This window comes from Kaistella chaponensis (assembly GCF_900156725.1).
GTDB lineage: Bacteria > Bacteroidota > Bacteroidia > Flavobacteriales > Weeksellaceae > Kaistella > Kaistella chaponensis.
The window spans coordinates 177105-195009 of the sequence record NZ_FTOI01000001.1; the positions used below are offsets into that span (position 1 = coordinate 177105).

Annotated in this window: 5 protein-coding genes; 3 read left to right on the plus strand and 2 right to left on the minus strand. The window is 39.8% G+C overall.

Annotated elements, in window-relative coordinates:
- Window positions 1-129 precede the first annotated feature (129 nt).
- Both BW932_RS00845 and BW932_RS00850 read right to left on the minus strand, forming a co-directional pair.
- Window positions 130-2688: a M4 family metallopeptidase gene (locus BW932_RS00845; protein WP_076384408.1), complete on the minus strand. Its 2559-nt coding sequence runs from the start codon at window positions 2686-2688 to the stop codon at window positions 130-132.
- 352 nt (window positions 2689-3040) lie between these two features.
- Complete coding sequence (locus BW932_RS00850; RefSeq protein WP_076384410.1) at window positions 3041-4024, minus strand: lipoate--protein ligase; 984 nt, start codon at window positions 4022-4024, stop codon at window positions 3041-3043.
- Window positions 4025-4347: 323 nt separating this feature from the next.
- Here BW932_RS00850 and BW932_RS00855 point away from each other — a divergent pair, with 323 nt between their 5' ends.
- From BW932_RS00855 to BW932_RS00875, 3 genes are all read left to right on the plus strand, one after another.
- The gene (locus BW932_RS00855) at window positions 4348-8331 is read left to right on the plus strand and encodes a T9SS type A sorting domain-containing protein (protein ID WP_076384412.1); all 3984 of its coding nucleotides are present in this window, start codon (window positions 4348-4350) and stop codon (window positions 8329-8331) included.
- A gap of 171 nt (window positions 8332-8502) precedes the next feature.
- Window positions 8503-13398 carry an Ig-like domain-containing protein gene (locus tag BW932_RS00860; protein WP_076384414.1) on the plus strand — a complete coding sequence of 1632 codons (4896 nt, stop codon included), beginning with the start codon at window positions 8503-8505 and terminating at the stop codon, window positions 13396-13398.
- A 1147-nt stretch (window positions 13399-14545) separates the two neighbouring features.
- Complete coding sequence (locus BW932_RS00875; protein WP_076384420.1) at window positions 14546-17884, plus strand: T9SS type A sorting domain-containing protein; 3339 nt, start codon at window positions 14546-14548, stop codon at window positions 17882-17884.
- Window positions 17885-17905 lie beyond the last annotated feature (21 nt).

Genomic DNA, 17905 nt, shown 5'->3' on the forward strand with positions numbered 1-17905 from the left:
TTCCCTCAACCTCAACCTCAACCTCAATCTCCCTTAAATCTTCGCTTTTACACGAAAAACAAGGAATAAAAAAATCCGGAAAAGTAAACTCTTCCGGATTGATTATAAATAAGGGGAATGAAATAAGATTTATTTCTTAATCACTTTTACACTGGTGCTTTCAGAATCAGAATTTACTTTGATCAAATAAGTTCCTTTTGCAAAAGTACTAAGATCAATGATTGAACTCTTCGCGGCTTTATCCAAAGTGAAACTTCTGATTAATTGTCCGCTTACCGAATAAACCTGTGCATTGGTCAATTTCGCAGCACTGTTATTTTGAATGGTCACTTTGCCCGAAGTTGGGTTAGGAAATACTTGTACTGCATTGCTTAAGGAGATGTTTTCAACCGCCATTACTGGTTTGTCACAGTTATAAACGTAAATTTCATCTAAATACCATCCGTCGATTCCGTTACATCCATCGGTTCCTACTTCAAATCTAAATTTAATGTTGGATCCAGATACAACTCCGATTTTAGATAAATCGATGACACTTTGTCCCCAAGATCCACCCAATGAACCACCGTCGGTTCCACTAAATGAAGCTTGACCTTTCATTGGATTGTCACTTTGTGTAGTGCCATTTAAAGTGGTGTTGTATGGATTTTGAGAAAAGGCTGTTTTTGGAACTAAAGTCCAAGCTCCTCCATTAAGACTGTATTTGATGTTTCCACCATCCCATTGCATTTCTGTGGCGATGTAATGATTAAAGGCCATCTCATATTTCCCAACGGTAAAGGTAGGGAAGGTAATCTGTGGACTTTCTAAACGGAGAATTCCATTTTGTAAACTGGTGGAACAGTTTCCATTGATTGGATCTGCACCAAAAATTGCTTTCCCTGGTCTGTTGGAAGGTAAACCTGTTTTTACCACCCAGTTTCTGTTGATCCATGAAGAAGGATTCGTTGGGATATTGGTAGCGGTCCAGTTTCCTAAACCATTTTCCCATGTTTCTGAAAACAAAGCACCTGAAATTGCAGTTGCACATAAAGCAGGTGTCGCTTTTAAAATAGGAACGTAATTACATTGCGTGTTTGGCGAAGATCGCAACTGAACCGCAAGTATCGCGTTTTTAAGGTTTTGAATATCTCCTGATGACCAAAATCTTCCACTAGGTCCTGCAGGAGTTGCAGAGGTTGATAAACCTTGAAGGTTAATTCCGATCAAATCGTTCGCGGAAGCTTCCAATGCATCGGCAAAAATAGCAAAATCACTTGTTGGTGTTAAATAGTTTTTCTGCGCTCTCCACCATAAGTGTGCTGCTTTTACAAAACCTACTCCCGTAATCGTATATCCGTTATAAGTACCACCATCAACCAACAATGCGTACAGGTGATTGGTAACTCCAGAGTTGGTATGAACGCCACCGGAATCTCCTGTGCCACAAAAATAATTTCCAGTATCTAAAACTCTGCCCGGATCTCCGTTACAGTTTGGATTCCACATGTCTCGAATTGCACCACCAAAAGCGGTCGCTTTTTCACCCATTTTCCAGCGGATACTTTCGGTACAAGCAGTAGTAGTACGAACTGCCAAGTTTTCTCCGTCGTCGAAATAACCGTTGAATTGATCAACAGTTTCGCCCCAAACATCAGAGTAAGATTCATTTAAGGCACCTGATTGGTATTGGTAAATCAAGCCGCTTGTATATTCGGTGTATGCGTGTCCCCATTCGTGTGCAACTACATCATCTGCAGCAACTCCAGTACAGTAATTCGCGGTGGATCCGTTCCAGTTGGCGTTCGGACAGCTGATTCCGGGATCATTATTAACCGTGATCATTGTTTGGTTTGCGCCGTTGTACGAAACATAGTTAAAGGCATTTTTAAAGAAATTATAAACATGCTCCGAGGTTACTACTTCACTTTGTTGCCATTGATCCAGAGTTCCCGGAAATGCATCGCCTTCTTTCCATTTTAAGTTGGCTGCAGCGGTGCTGGTTTCGTATAACTTACGGTCGATAGGATGAATTCCTGTAAATTGCTCTACCAATTCTCCTGTATGTGCATCGATGAATAAAAATTCGCGAACGTCGCTTTTGTTGGTCACTTCGATCTCATAAGCCAAATAAGGCGTGATCTGTCCTCCCTGAACTAAGTTTTTTGGGAAGATTAAAAGATTGTTTTTTGCCGTTTCCAGCTGATTTTTCGAAGTCGTAATGTTTTGATTCTTCACTAGATTAACCGCAATTGCGCCGGCTTCGGAAGGAGATATAGAGGCAACAGTATTTACTTTGATTGCAGAAATCGTATTTCCGTTCAATGAGGACAATTGACCTTTTCCGTTAAAGTGGAATTTTAATATACCGTCGTACACCGGAATGCCGTTAAAAGTCTGCCGATAAATTACATTCTTCAATCCATAATTGTCTGTAGTTTCTTCTACAAAAACCATATCTTTCTCGGAGTTCAGATTGAACGCTTTAAAGTTCGTCGCAAGAAACTCGCTTACTTTTCCCTTTGCATCCATTGCTTTCAGCTGAAGACCTTCCGCATTTTCGAATCTCATAAAATTCGGATTTGCGGTGCTGTTACTCATGGTTACAACCGCATTACTTTGTTGTTTCAGCTTTGTCAATTCTTTGGATTCTTGAGCAAAACCACAAGCATAAGACAAGGCAAAAACGAAAAATAGTGTTCTTTTCATAAATATTTTTGATTTGAAACAAATATAATGTATTGTCCGAGAAATGCTTTATGAAATGGAAAAAATAAATTCCTGTAACGCAAAATAATGCTTTAAGGCTTTGCTAGTAAGGTCTATTTGAAATGCATGGCATAAAAAAAAGTCACTATGATAAGTAAAAATCTGAAAAATTCGATATCAAAAGCAGTTCAGTACTTACCAAAATTATAGGGGAATATCACCCATTCCATAAAACATCCTGCGAAAAGTTCAAAAAAGAGTTGACGTTTTAGGGCAAACCTTTTTTCGTCATTGAATCAAACCCAATGTTTCGAACGGGTAACGAATTCTTTTTACCAGACAACTTTCAAAACTATTTGAATGCTTCCAAAATTTCTTCCGCCGTTACTTTTCCGAAAAACAAAGTGAGATCGATCGAGGTGAAAAGGTTTTCAAGATCTGTAGTTTGGTGTTTTTTGCCAATCAGCTGCACTTCTAAATCTTCGATGGGCATCGAGGCAAAAAAGTCTCCAAATATTTTAGCTTTTTCAATGATTCCGTGAACTACATCGAGGTGTACTTCAATAAATCCGGCCGGAATTTTAATCGCCTTTTTGAAATTATATTGGGGCGAGAAACCGAAATTCCAATCCCAGGTTTCGTATTTTTCTTCCATTAACTGTTCAATTCCAGCAAGATCTTCCAGGCTCAATTGGAAGCGTTTCGCTTCCGGATTATTTTTAATGATTTCTGCGGTGAGGAGTTCTTTTAGCGTTTCCGTGGTGGTTTCTTTCGGCAGATAATCGATGAGGTTCGTCACTCTTCCGCGGTTTGATTTCGTGGCTTTATCGATAAACTTCAAAGGATTTACCTTCAAAGCTTCGCCTAAAACTTCCATTTCAGAGTTGAGTAAAATGGTGCCGTGCTGAATCATTTTTCCGTGTCGCGCCAGTTTTGCGTTTCCACTGAATTTTTTTCCGTCCACCAAAAGGTCATTTCTCCCCTTCAATTCGGCAGGAACGCCTAATGTATTCAGCATGTTTAAAACCGGCTTTGTAAAAAAAGAAAAATCCCCGAAATCATTCTGCCCCAAAAGCGTGTGGAACGAAAAATTGAGATTACCCAAATCATGATAAACTGCGCCACCTCCCGACATTCTGCGCACCACTTTAATTCCCTTTTCCTCTACATAATCCAGATTTATTTCTGCCAAAGTATTCTGAAATTTCCCAACAATAATCGATGGTGCATTCACATACAGCAAAAAAAGATCTTCCGTCGGAAAGCGGTGCAAAAGGTATTCTTCAGAGGCGATATTGAAATACGCATTTTGAGAAAGCGAGTTGATGAGGAGCATAATTGTACAGTTTCAACAAAAATAAGGAAAAATTTGTAGTAAAAGCAGAAGTATTTGGAAACAGGAATTTGAGTTTCACGGATGAAATAATTGGTTCAAAAATGCTTTGCGATCTAAAATGCTACTTTGTAAATCCAGAAATTTTTCTTTGGATAAAGCGATGAAATTCAATATAATAATGGCAGAACATCACTGTGGTAGCGCTTAGAGGTTTACGCAATTTTTGAGAACTTTTTTCACCAATTGTTTTTATTAATTAGTGAATGAATATGAATCTTTTTATCAAATATTTGTAATTTTATCTAACATAAATTTTTGATGAAATGAAAACACATTTACAAGCTGCAAAAATATTGATAATCGTATTTTTAAGTGTTCTTCCCACCGTTATTAGTGGACAAGCCAATATACAAATCTATGAGAGTTATGCTATTTTAAGTATAAATGGTGGTGCAAATTCCTATTACGACATGGACGCATTTATGGGGTATCCAGATTTTCAAGGTGCTAATTTGGGGAGCTATGGAACCGGAAGTTCATTAGTTGTAAAAGGCGGACAAAGTAAAACCACCAAATGTAATGGAGGCGATGTTACAGGTGGAAATTTTTATTATCGATATTATCTGACTTCCAGTGGTCCTTCGGGTGGGTTTACTCCAATTGGAATAGGATTTAATGCAAATCTTGGTACAGGATGTGGCGGTGGAGATCAAGTATGGGAAGGAACAGGTGGAACAGAAAATATCATCAGTGTACTTACAATTCCAGGGAATTATACCTTAGAAGTATACTCAGATGCTACTGGTTCCCCAGGTACGGTCTACTCCAGTAACGGTGGTGCAAATTATAAAGCAACCTTTACCATTACAAAAGATTTTACCTGGAATGGTTCCTCCGATACCATGTGGACCAATCCCTTCAACTGGACACCAACTGGAGTTCCGGGTGCAACTGATAATGCAACGGTTACAGGATCTGGCGTTGCCAATAAATTGAATATCATCTCTGATAGAAGCATTAACAACTTCACTTTAGCAGGTACCGATGTAACTTCTTTTTCGCTTGCCAGTGGAAAAACTTTTACAATCAATGGGAACTTCGGTTACACCGGAACTGCTTCTGCAATCTTGGATTGTAGCAGCAATTTATGGGTTACCAACGCAGGTTCGCAAACAATTCCTCCTTTAACCTACGGAAATCTGAATATTCTGGGCGGTCCAAGAGTTTTATCACCTTCTGCGCCGATAAAAATATGTGCTAAATTGACTGTGGATCCCGCTTTATACGCCTATACGTCGGCAGGAAGTACGGTAGAATATATTTCGTCTTCTACAGGTCAGGAAATACTTCCTTTCACTTACAATAATCTTACTTTTAGCGGAACAGGAAACTTTTCACTTGGTTCATCTGCTCCCATAGGCGATAAAACAATCAATGTGACCGGTAATTATGTGCAATCTGCCGGAACCGTCGTTTTAGGCGACACCGCTGCAAATACAGCCACTTTAAACATCGAGGGCGATATGTCTCTCAATGGAGGAACTTTTGACATGAACAAAGTGAGCGGCGGAAAAGGAACTTTAAATTTGAAAGGAGATGTAACACTTTCTAATACTGCGCTTCTTAATGCCACTTCAAATACCATTGCCAATACCAATTTTAGTTTTGTAGGAACGGGTGACGGACTTTCTCCTGCAACTACGCAAACCATCAATGTGGCAAACCAAAACACCGCTTCTAATATTACTTTTAATGTGAATTCCGGCGCTTACACCAAATTAGTAAATCAAAATTTTGCGCTCGGTACGAATAGCGGTTTCAATGTGAGAACTGGCGGAACATTAGATTTTGGTTTTAATGGAACTACCGCATTGAATTTAATACGTGTTCTGGGAAATATCAGTCAAACTTTTGAATCTCAAACTGGAAGTACGCTCAAAATTTCTTCTTCTGAAGGAATTTCGAGAGGAACAAGTCTTTATACTGGAAACGTTCAGATTGGCTCAGATGCTACCAAAAGAATTTTTGCTCCAGATGCAACTTTTTATTATATCGGAAAATCAAATGCGACGCAAATGGTTGCAAACGGAGTAGATCAGATTTCAGGTAATGGACTAGAAGGTAATGCATCAGCAAAAAATATAATTATTCAGTTAGAAACATTAAATGCAACAAAAGATGATGTGAGTTTCAAAGCTATCGGTATCAAAAAATTAACAAGTTTAGGAGCACTTACTATTTTTTCTGGGAAAGTTATTGATGAATCGGGAAATGGGTTTGAAGATGCTTCAATGGAAAATGCTTCTCTGATAATGACCGGCGGAAGATATACTATTTCCCGCGGCGGTACACAACCTAGCCTTGGTGGACCCTATTCTCTAATAGATGGTGTGATTGAATTTGCAGGAAATTCTGCAGTCGATATCAGAACGTCTAGGACTTTTTTAAATGTTGAAATCTCTGGTACTAATGTTTCCACAGGAAGTGCTACAGCAGGAGTCACCCTTTTAAGTGGCGGAAAATTCACCGTGAAAGATAATGGTGTTTATAAAGTAGCCAATACCAGTGGATTTAGCGGTTCCACGACCGCTGCGGTTCGATCTACAAACAATCCAGCCATTTATCTGGAACCGCTTTCGACGATTGAATACAATGGAGCGGGTGCGCAAACAATCAGCACGATATTTCCTACAAGTCCTGCAGACGGCCATTACCAAAATTTGAAAATTTCTGGAACTGGTGTAAAAACCGCAACAGGAATTACTACCGTGAAAAATACGACGAATGTTGATGCGGCAGAATTACTCGTAGCATCTACTTTAGATCATGTGGCGCCCAATGAATTTTATGCCTTGAAAGGAATTACGGTCAATAATGCGCTTGGTGCGAAATTCCGTCTTGCGAATAATGCCAATCTTTTTCAGGATGTTGCAGCGATTAACGTGGGCGATATTCTTACCGAAAGAAATCTGAACTTATCCACCGCAAGACAACAGTACAATTATGTGATTTCCCCGCTGATCAATACTAATTTAAAAGATATTTATAAAGATGGATCAGGAAATGCGGTTCCTGTTCCTTTTGTACTTTATCATAATGAAGCCAACAATAAATTTTACAATTCTTCTGGTGTTTATATTCCAGGTCGTGCGCTGGCTCTCAAAGAACCTACTGCTTCAGCTTTTTCATCGGCAGTGATGGGAGCACGTTTTTCCGGCGTACCGAAGAATGGATCCTTTACTTTTACTTTATTAAATTCCAACCCAACTGATCCCAATCGGGGGAATAATCTAATCGGAAATCCGTATCCTTCCAATCTGGATCTTATCCGTTTTTATACCAATAATGCCACCAATTTAGATCCGACTTTTAAATTCTGGGACAATAAAGCCAACACAGAAACCACACAGCAAGGAAATGGCTATTCCGGAAATGCGTATGCACAATTTAATGCTGCGTTGGGAACAGGAACAAAAGCGATGGGCGACGCTGGAACCAGCTCTTTGAAAACTCCTACGAGGTATGTAAAGATCGGGCAGGGTTTTATGGCGAGAGCGCTTGTGAATAATTTAAGTGTGACTTTTGATAACAGCATTCGTAAAGCAGGTGTTTCTGAAAGTTTCTTCGGTAAAGGCAAAAGCGATCATACTCCAGTGAACCGATTTTGGTTATCCATGATCAGTCCGCAGAATATTGCTTCCCAAATTGCCGTGGTTTATTTAAAGGGCGGAAATAATGGATATACGAAGGAAGATTCCTTTTCGTCTGATGGTTCAGATGCCCTTTACACTATCGTGGACGATCAAAAAATAAATATTAATGGTAAAAGTGCTTTCACCAATACGGATGTGGTATCGCTTGGAAGTACGCATTTCTCCACTGGAAATTACACCATTGTACTTGATGATCAAGAAGGTGTTTTCGACCAGGATCAGAATATTTATCTGAAAGACAAACAGACTGGAATGGTAACTAATCTGCGTAAAGGATCCTACACCTTCTTCGCCAATGCAGGAGCAAATACAGGAAGATTTGAAATTATCTATCAACCACAAACCATTTTGGCGACTGAGGCGGCGCTAAAAGATGAGTGGGTACTTTATAAAGAAGGTAATAATTTTATTGTACAATCATCAACGCAAAAAATTACCGCTTTGCAGATGTATGATCCAAGTGGCAAACTGTTGTATGAAGTGCAGCCCAACAATCTGAAAGTAGTCATCGATGCAACGAAACTGAGCAACGGACTGTATCTCTTAAAAGTGAATCAAAATGGCAAGATAACCACGAAGAAAGTCATTCGATAAACGCTCGTAGAACCTACCCGATAGAATGTAAATTTGATCGATAATCAATATATAAAAATTATTTTGTAAAAAAAAGAAAATTTTTTATGATTGATATCCTGAAATTTTATACATTTAACACTTCTTAACACACAGTGATGGATATAAAAAATAAACTAAACCATTTTTTATATGCAAAATCATATACTTACTCCTGCGCAGAACAGATTCCCGTTCCTGCATTTTAATCATTTAAAAGATCATCAACCACTAAAGAAAAGCATACTCTGTTTTTTTGCGGTCTTCCTTACCGGTCTTCTTTACGGACAAGTAAACGACAATATTCCCGGAACTAATAAAAAATTTACTGTTCCTGCAAATGTCACCCACGTCAATGCAGCCGCATGGGGCGGTGGCGGTGGCGGTGGTGGCTCAAACAATAGTGGTTATGGCGGAAATGGCGGTGGTGGTGGCGGTGCGGCGTCTTCCCAGATTGCTGTTTCCGTTGGAAATGATTTTACCTATGCCGTTGGAACAGCTGGTGCAGCCGGGGCAGCTAATGCAGGAAAAGGAGGAAATGGTGGAACCTCTACCATAACATCTCCTTCTCCCATTACTAGTTTGACAGGAAACGGTGGAACAGGAGGTCTTGGTAATGCAGGTTTTATAAACCTTGCTCTGAATAGTGGCGGTGGTGCTGCAACAGGAGGAACTAATTCTGCTGGTGCAAATGGCACTCTTGGTGATTTTACTGGTGGTAATGGAGGAAACTCAGGAACGGCGTTTGGAACTTTTGGAATAGGCGGAGCAGGTAGCGCAAATAGTGCCGGATTACCCGGTCTATCACCAGGAGCAGGTGGCGGTGGTGGTGAAAGTTATTGCCCTTTTTTTTGTACCAATTACGGTGGAGGTGCAGGAGCACCCGGTCGCGTAATGATTGATTTTATTTCTGTATCTGCCATTACTCCAAGTCCGGTTTGTATTGGAAGCACGATCACCATTACTGGAACTAATTTTACAGCAGGTAGCACTACCGTTACTGTAAACGGTACAGCTTGTACAAGTGTAACCGTAGTTAATTCAACTACGATTACCGCGGTCATTGAAGCGGGAACGACTTCAGGAAGGGTAGATGTAGTTAATGATGGGAAAAGAAATAACGGTATAATTATAAGCGTAAATCCAGCACCGGTCACTCCTGGAAATCCTACGAGCAATTCACCCCAGTGTACACCATCCGTAGTAACGCTCACCAGAACAGGAACACCTCCTGCAGGTGAAACTTGGTACTGGCAAACTGCAGCAGGTAATACGGACATGACCAATAGTGGAGCCACGTATAATGTTGCCGCTTCAGGAACTTATTACATTAGAGCAAGAAACAACAGTACCGGTTGTTGGAGCGTTGGTGCAGGAAACCTTGCGGTTTCAGTTAGTACTGTTATAAGCGCTATTGCAACCACTCCCGTTCCCGCCCATATTGCCACGGGAATTTGCTATCAGGGATTTAATTCAGTTAGCAGTGTAAGTTGGTCAGCGGTTGCTGGTGCTACTTCCTATGATGTTTATTTTGGAGCGGGTAGTTTACCGGGTAGCATCACCTCAAATGTAACAGGTACCTCTTTTAATACAGGTGTTTTAGCCGCAACTACCACGTATTTCTGGAGAATAGTTCCTCGAAACAGCTGTGGCATTACCACAGGCTCACCAGCAACCTGGAGGTTTACTACCGGTGCAGCAATTTGTACCGCAACATATTGTGCGCCAACTACTGCAACGCCTACAAATTCTTATATCACCGATGTTCGTTTTTTAGGTACGCTCAATGATGTTCAAAATAACAGTAATGGTTATTCAGGTGGCTATCAAAATTTTACCGGACTACCGAATAAAACCAAACAAGCAGCAGGCGAAGGAATTAATGTTTTTGTAAAAAGTAATGATGTAGATGTTGCCTACCGTGCATGGGTAGATTGGAATAAGGACGGTACTTTTACCAATTCCGGTGCAGAGCTCGTTTACACTTCGGGTGGGACGAGGGCGATTTCAACAACTTTTGGAATTGTAATACCTGCGGGAACCGCACCTGGAGATTATGTCATTCGTACGAGGGTTTACCGCTACTCCTGTGTCTCCCCCCCATCAAATTATTGTTCAGCTGCTTTCGATGCTTGTGGCAATTTTACAGGCATCAATTACGGTGAGGCAGAAGATTATGTTATTACAGTAGTATCTAACTGTGCTTCGAACTTAGATACTGTAACCAACGCAATTTATTGCGGTCCAGGTGCTTTAACACTTTCTGGAAAAGGCACTGCTGGAACAAAAACACTTCGCTGGTATGATTCGGTGACAGGAGGAAACTTATTGGCCGAAACACCGGTTGATGCTTCGATGTTGAATGCCTCATTTACGACACCTACCATAAGTTCGACGACGACTTATTATGTTACGGCATTTAATGGCACCTGCGAATCTATTTTTAGAAGACCGGTTGTAGCTAGAATCAGACCCATTCCTAATATTTCCTTTGATTTGCCTTTGGCGAACGCTAATTTTTGTGGAGACGACAATACCTTGAAACTCATATCGGTTGGGGAACAGGAACAAATTATTTTACTTGAAGAGAATTTTGATTCCGGATTAGGTCTTTTTACACGCTCAACAGGTACAAACGCTGATTTTACAAGCACAACCGACACCTCAGGTACTTTTCCTATATCAGGTATTGACAATAGCACTGTGGCTCTAACAGGATGGCAAAACCAAAGCAGTACATTTCCGCCTGTAGGTGCCATTTGGAAACCTGCCATAAGCTCAGGCTTTGGAGGAAATAAATTTGCATTTGCAACTTCAGATTATTCCACTACACGGGTGCATACCATTTTAACTTCTACTGCATCTTATGATACTACAAATTTTACCAATTTGCAGCTAAACTTTTCTGCCTATTATTCTTATTATGGGGATACGTCGCCTGAAGCAGGGGGTACGGTAGAAGGTTTTTTTGTTGAAGTTTCTACAGATGGAACCAATTGGACAACGGTGCAACCTTATACCGCTAGTTTGGGAATCGGAACCCGTTTTCAAAACATGACTGTTCCCTTAAATGCATATATTGAGGTCACTAACCTTAAAGTAAGATTCCGCTATTTAGCGTATTGGGGAGATGGAATTGGTATTGATAACATCAGACTCTATGGTGATAAACCTTTGAGCACGTCCTTCGTTTGGACTGCACCCAATATCGGAATTTATAATGCGGACTGTAGCACCAATTATATCAATGGAACTCCTACCAATTCGGTTTGTTTAAGACCTACCCAGACGCAACTGGAAACCATCGCTTCTTGGAATATTTCTGCACTCGCTACTTTAACCAACGGTTGTACTACAACCGGTGTGATTACCGTGCAGAACAACAATAAAGTTTGGGATACTGTTGCTACCAATTGGGATACAACCAATTGGCAACCAACGACCTCAATTCCAGACATCACCAAATGTGTCCTCATCAAACAGCCAGTTACGGTTTTATCTGGTACTAATGGCTTGGCTAAAGTGGTGAAAATAGAAGCCCCATCTGGTAAGCTTACCATCAATGGCGATGGCTCATTGACCATTCAAAACGGAATAATCAACAATGCCGGAATTGATAAAGTTGTTCTTGAATCCGATAGTAACTTAAAACAAATCAACGATAATCCTACTCCAGCAAATTCGGGGTCGATAACCGCAAGAAGAAACATCAAGTTCCGAAGCAGTACCACGCGGGATGAGTACAATTATTTGATTTCTCCCGTAACTGGACAAAGTTTAAAAACCCTTTATCCAGGTGTACCTACCACTTCTACGTACCCGTACATTCTTTATCACAATGAATCCAATAATTTCTTTTACAATTCCTCCGGCGCATATATTCCCGGTCGTGGTCTTGCGGTTAAAGAACCGAGTGTTGCACATGTTCCGGCGAATAATAAAGATGCCGAATTTAAAGGACCACTTGCTAATGGAGTCATCACTTACCCTTTAGCATTTACAAACAGTTCGTTAGGTTACAATTTGGTCGGGAATCCTTATGCCTCTAATATTGACTTAAAGGCTTTGTACACGCTGAATTCTGCGAATATCAGTTCTACTTTTTATTTTTGGGACAACGGCGCCAATAATGTCTATGTTCAAGAAGGGAGCAACTATAAAGGCCGCGCGTACGCAGTTTATAATGCAGTAACCGATACAGGAAATGCTGCAGGACACATCTTGCCGTCGCCATTGGTTATTGGCGGGAAAGTTCCCAATAATATTGCGAAAGTAGCACAAGGATTTATGGTCAAAACAAGTTCCGCTGGTAAAACTTTAACTTTCAATAATAGTGTTCGAACGATAGATAATACAGGTGTGAAATTCTTCAGCAAAGGGGCTGCTTCCAAAACAGACCGCTATTGGTTACGATTAATCTCCCCAACCAATGCCGTTAATACCATTGCGGTGGTTTATCTGGAAGAAGGTTCTACCACTTATGGAATGGATGATTCTGAACTTAATGTTTCCAGTTCTGATATGTTCTACAGTTTGGCAGAAGACCATCAGTTGCAGATTGAAGGCAGACCCAAGTTTGTGAATACCGATAAAATTGTATTGGGAAGCAACTATTTCGCCACCGGAAATTACACCATCGCTTTGGCAGAAAATGAAGGCGTCTTTGCCAACGGCCAAAACATCTACTTAAAAGACAAGCAAACTGGCATCGTTACGAACTTGAGTCAAGGAGCCTATACCTTCGCTGCTACTGCAGGAGCAAGTACTGACAGATTCGAAATCGTATATTTACCAGAAGCAGTTTTGGCAACTGATGGCGCAACCAAAGAAAACCTCGTGGTCTATAAGGATGGCAATGATTTCGTTGTGAAAGCCCAATCCAAAAAAATAACAGACTTAGAGCTTTTTGATGGTGCCGGAAGATTGATGAGGTCTTTCCGTCCCAACAGTTTCAAGACCATCATTCCTGCGGATCAACTGTTGAATGGGGTTTATATTTTGAAAATCAATCAAAATGGTGAAATCACCACAAAGAAAGTCATCAGATAAAAAGCTATAATTCTTCTCCCTAGAGAAGCGAAACCCAAAAGTGAATCAGGCAACAGTCTGGTTCACTTTTTTTTGTGGTCAACCGGTCTTTGCTGTTTGCTTACTCACGCATTGATGAAACCCCTAAAGTGTTCTTTTTTGTGTCTGTTTCTTCGACCTTTGTTCGACCTTTGTTCGACAACGCTTCGAGAAAAAGATGTTTTTATCGAAGGATTGTCGAAGAAACCTCGAAGGAAAGTCGAAGGATGGTCGAAGCATCGTTGAATTAAAGTTAAAGGAAAATCGAAGTGTCGTCGAAGGATTTAAAAAGAAGGGTCTTAGAACCTGGAAAAATTGGTTAAAAGCAGTCTGTTTATTGAAAGTTGAAGCAAAGGTTCTTATTGTTCAGCGCTCTATTTCTCCTGTTTACGGGTTCGTTACGGTTGATCTGCAATCACTGTTGTCGAGACTTGCAAAGATTCGAGTGGTATGGTTGTGAATGACTTTTGAAGCACCCTCTTTAAGCGAACTTCCCAATAGAAAAAGGGGTGAATGGCATTTGAATTTTGTAGACCATCAAAGTGTAGCGTGCATCAAAATAATAGCCTTGGTTTCAATTTTTTTAAAAATAGAAACTGAAATTCATTTCGGCGAATATTTTTTTAATGCAGAATTCACCCGACAGAACATCACAAAACCGAAGTAAAAAAAAGAGATAAAACGTCACGGAGTCGATCAAAATGGTGCTTTTTGAAGCTTTACAATCTGGGAGATCCTGTCGGGAGATTTAGTAGGGAAAAAAGAAAGCAACCAGCAGCTGAAAAAAAATAATTTGAAAAAAGGGTGTTTTCACCCGAAATTATTTTCAAAATCATTTGTAATTTTGACTCAACACAAAAACACAAATGATGAAAAAAAATTCTACTCTTGTATGCATTGCTCTTAGGCGCAATGTTTTACTCAATACCCCTTTCAAATTATTTCCCACAAAATTTGCTTTAATTTTTAGTTAAGGAAATAATTCCGTGCAATATCACCACGATTGTAAAACGGTCTTTTCGCTAGAGAATTCTGCCGACATACATCCGATCTCTTAGTAAATCTGCTATTCTGTAAATGAAGAAATTTATTCTATACAGATTTAAAAAAATTATAAACACAAAACAAGATGAAAACAATTTTACTCCAGCTAAAAAAGCAACTTACCTTTATAATTTTGCTTTTTATTTCAGTAGGAATTATGGGACAGACATTGATAGCATATCCTTTGAATAATAATCTGAATTCTAATGTAGGACCCATAGGTATTACAAACCCTAGTATAAATTATTATGATCCTCCTACTGTTGCAGCACCAAATTTTCTATTTAATCATTTGTTATTTCAGAATAATCTGGATGAGGTACGCTTCTCTTTTACTGCACCAACACCTTATAATGATGGATTAATATTGCAGTTACATACCACGATAGCAGGAGCGGGTTTTGGTTCAATTAGTGCCAACATACAAATTTTTATGCAAGTTGATAGTCAACCGGAAACAAAAATTGATGAAAAAAACCTAACTGCTGGTATCTTTATTGCAGGCGGGGATTCGGATGATTTTTCCGTTCCTCTAACAGGCATCAATGTTAGTTCACAAGTGAAAATTAGAATCGTTGGAACCAGCAGTGCAAGTGGTGCTACTCTTCAGTTTTTTGGAGTTAATAATTTAAAACTGGTAAGAAATACAACAACCATTTCTGTAAGAAGCACGAAAACCCCACAACCTCCATTCATTACTCATAATGCAGGAGCTTCGTTGAGACTGGATACAGATTTTAAAAGTCGGCTCACTAATGAAGAATGGTTAGATATAACCTATTTAATTGAGAACACCGGGTCAAGAGTTTTGGAAATCAATTCGATGCAACTTGTTCCAAATAATGTGGGCTTTAGTATAATTGGAACGGTTCCAGCAACGATAAATGCGGGGCAGAATGCAACCTTTACCGTTAGATTTGCGCCCACAGATCAGGGAATAAAAACAGCGGAAGTGGTGATTGGTGGAAATATTGTTCCTAATAATCCTTTTCGTTTTGAAGTGAAAGGTAATGGTAAAAGTTGCAATCTGGGCTCAGTTCCTATTTTGGTTCAAAATTTTGAAACGTCCGGTTCGAATTTAAATACTTCTGTGATTAGTGCAGGAGCTCCCGGTTCCACAGGTGCAACTTCAAATACTCCTAATCCTACACTCGGTACAGGCGTACAATTATATCCGGCAGGAACTAATCTTTATTCAGCAGAATCGCCAACCCGATCAATATTTGTTAGAGGAAGCGGTACTGATGCAAGTAGTATTTTAGGCACAGGAGAAGTGACCTTAGAATTTGGACCTGTAGATCTAACAGGACAACAGGAAGTGAGTGTTAATTTTGAGGTAGCTGCTTTTTCTACATCAAATGTTACTTCTAGTAATACTAATACTGGATCGGGCGTGAACGGATTCGATTATGTAAAATTACAAATAATGAAGCCAGATGGTACTTTTTCTGATGAAATTCAGCTTAAAGGATCTCCCGATACAGATGAGATGGATCCAAGATCATACAAATATGGGTTTGGTCAAACTATAATTCCAGAAAGTAATTATGATGGAATGCTATATACAGTAAATAATACAAATACCACGAAATATGGAAAATTTAAACTTAATATCCCTGTCTCAGCTTTAACTAATAATTTTAAATTCCGTATTGTAGCAAAAACAGGTCAATCTGGTGAAAGAAAATCTAGATTTAGTCCTTATGATAGGTTTTATAACAGAAATCTGTGGCTCATCGACAATGTACACGTGGATGCGGGAAATGCTAAAGTTAAAACCTGGAATGGAACCGGTTGGACGGGTGAAAACACCAACAAACCAGGCTCCAGAGAAAAAGCCCTGTTTGCAGGTAATTATAATTTTACCGCAACAAATAATACCGGTAATTTATCAGTTTGCGAATGTGAAGTAAATGCTGGTGTCAACCTTACCATTCCAACCGGTAAATTCCTAAGTGTAAGAAATAAGATTATCAATCACGACCCTATAGGCAATAATTTTGTGGTGGAAAGCGATGCGAATTTATTACAGGAAGAAAATGGAATCGTTAATTCAGATAACATTACCGCCAAACGCATCATCAAAGTAGGAGCAGCACGAAATCAGTACAATTACTTGGGAACGCCAGTCAATTTCGCAAGTGGTGAAACCTTTAAAACGATCTATCCCAATGCTACTTTTGTACTATATCATAACGAAGCGAATAATATGTTTTACAATTCCTCCGGCGTAAATATTCCTGGAAGAGGTCTTGCGGTGAAAGAACCTACAGGAAGCGGAGCAACCAATGTAACCGCTACCTTTAGAGGTGTGCCACAAAACGGAAATGTAATTTTACCTATTGCCAACAGTAATACCGCCCTTACTACTTTGGGTTATAATTTAGTAGGAAATCCTTATCCTTCCAACATCGACCTTTTAAGTTTATACGATAACAATGGAGGTCAAACTGGGGACTTTCAAGCGCCCTCTCCAAATATTAGTGCTACCTTTTATTTCTGGGACAATAATGGCAACGGACAATTTACGCAGCAGGGTACCGGATATCAAGGTCAGGCATACGCTACCTTTAATGTTCTTGCGGGATCCACAGGAACGGGAACAAAATCTTCTTTAGGGACAAAAGTTCCAACCAACATTGTAAAAGTGGGACAAGGTTTCATGACGAGAGCCTTTCAATCTAATTATAGTTTTAAATTCAATAACAGAGTAAGAACTGATGCGGTTTCTTCAGCAGATTTCCTCGGGAAAGGAAATTCAAATGTACAGGATGACCGGTATTGGTTGCAATTGACCGCTCCTTCTGGAATTACTTCTACCATTGCAGTGGTTCATTACGCAAGTGGAAATAATGCATTCGGACCAGAAGATTCCCGCAGTATGGGTGGATCAGATGCGATATACACCATGGTGGAAAATGAAAAAATCGCCATCGAGGGAAGAAGCAGTTTTGCCAATACAGACCGCATTTATTTAGGAACTAAGCATTTTGCCACAGGTAATTACACCATCGGGCTTGATGATAAAGAAGGCATCTTTGCCAACGGACAAAGTATTTACCTCAAAGATTTGCAGACCGGCATCATCACGAATTTATCAGACGGAAATTATACCTTCCAAGCAAATGCAGGAGAAAGTACCGGTAGATTTGAAATCATCTATAAACCGGAAAGTGTTTTGGCAACCAATCAAACTGTAAAAGAAAGTGTGATCGTCTATAGAGACGGAACTGATTTTATCGTGAAAGCCGAGAACAAAAAAATCACTGCTTTGGAGATGTACGACAGTGTCGGAAGACTGATCTATTCAGCAAAACCAAATGCCGTAAAAGTAAACATTCCTACAGACCGCATGCTCAATGGTGTTTACATCTTAAAAATCGATCAGGGAGGCACAGTGACCACGAAGAAAGTGATCAGATAAGCAGAAAACAACAATTCATAT

Excerpts from the sequence above, each read along its gene's own strand:
- BW932_RS00845 (WP_076384408.1), bottom strand. The coding sequence starts at position 2,688 with ATGAAAAGAACACTATTTTTCGTTTTTGCCTTGTCTTATGCTTGTGGT.
- BW932_RS00850 (WP_076384410.1), bottom strand. The coding sequence starts at position 4,024 with ATGCTCCTCATCAACTCGCTTTCTCAAAATGCGTATTTCAATATCGCC.
- BW932_RS00855 (WP_076384412.1), top strand. The coding sequence starts at position 4,348 with ATGAAAACACATTTACAAGCTGCAAAAATATTGATAATCGTATTTTTA.
- BW932_RS00860 (WP_076384414.1), top strand. The coding sequence starts at position 8,503 with ATGCAAAATCATATACTTACTCCTGCGCAGAACAGATTCCCGTTCCTG.
- BW932_RS00875 (WP_076384420.1), top strand. The coding sequence starts at position 14,546 with ATGAAAACAATTTTACTCCAGCTAAAAAAGCAACTTACCTTTATAATT.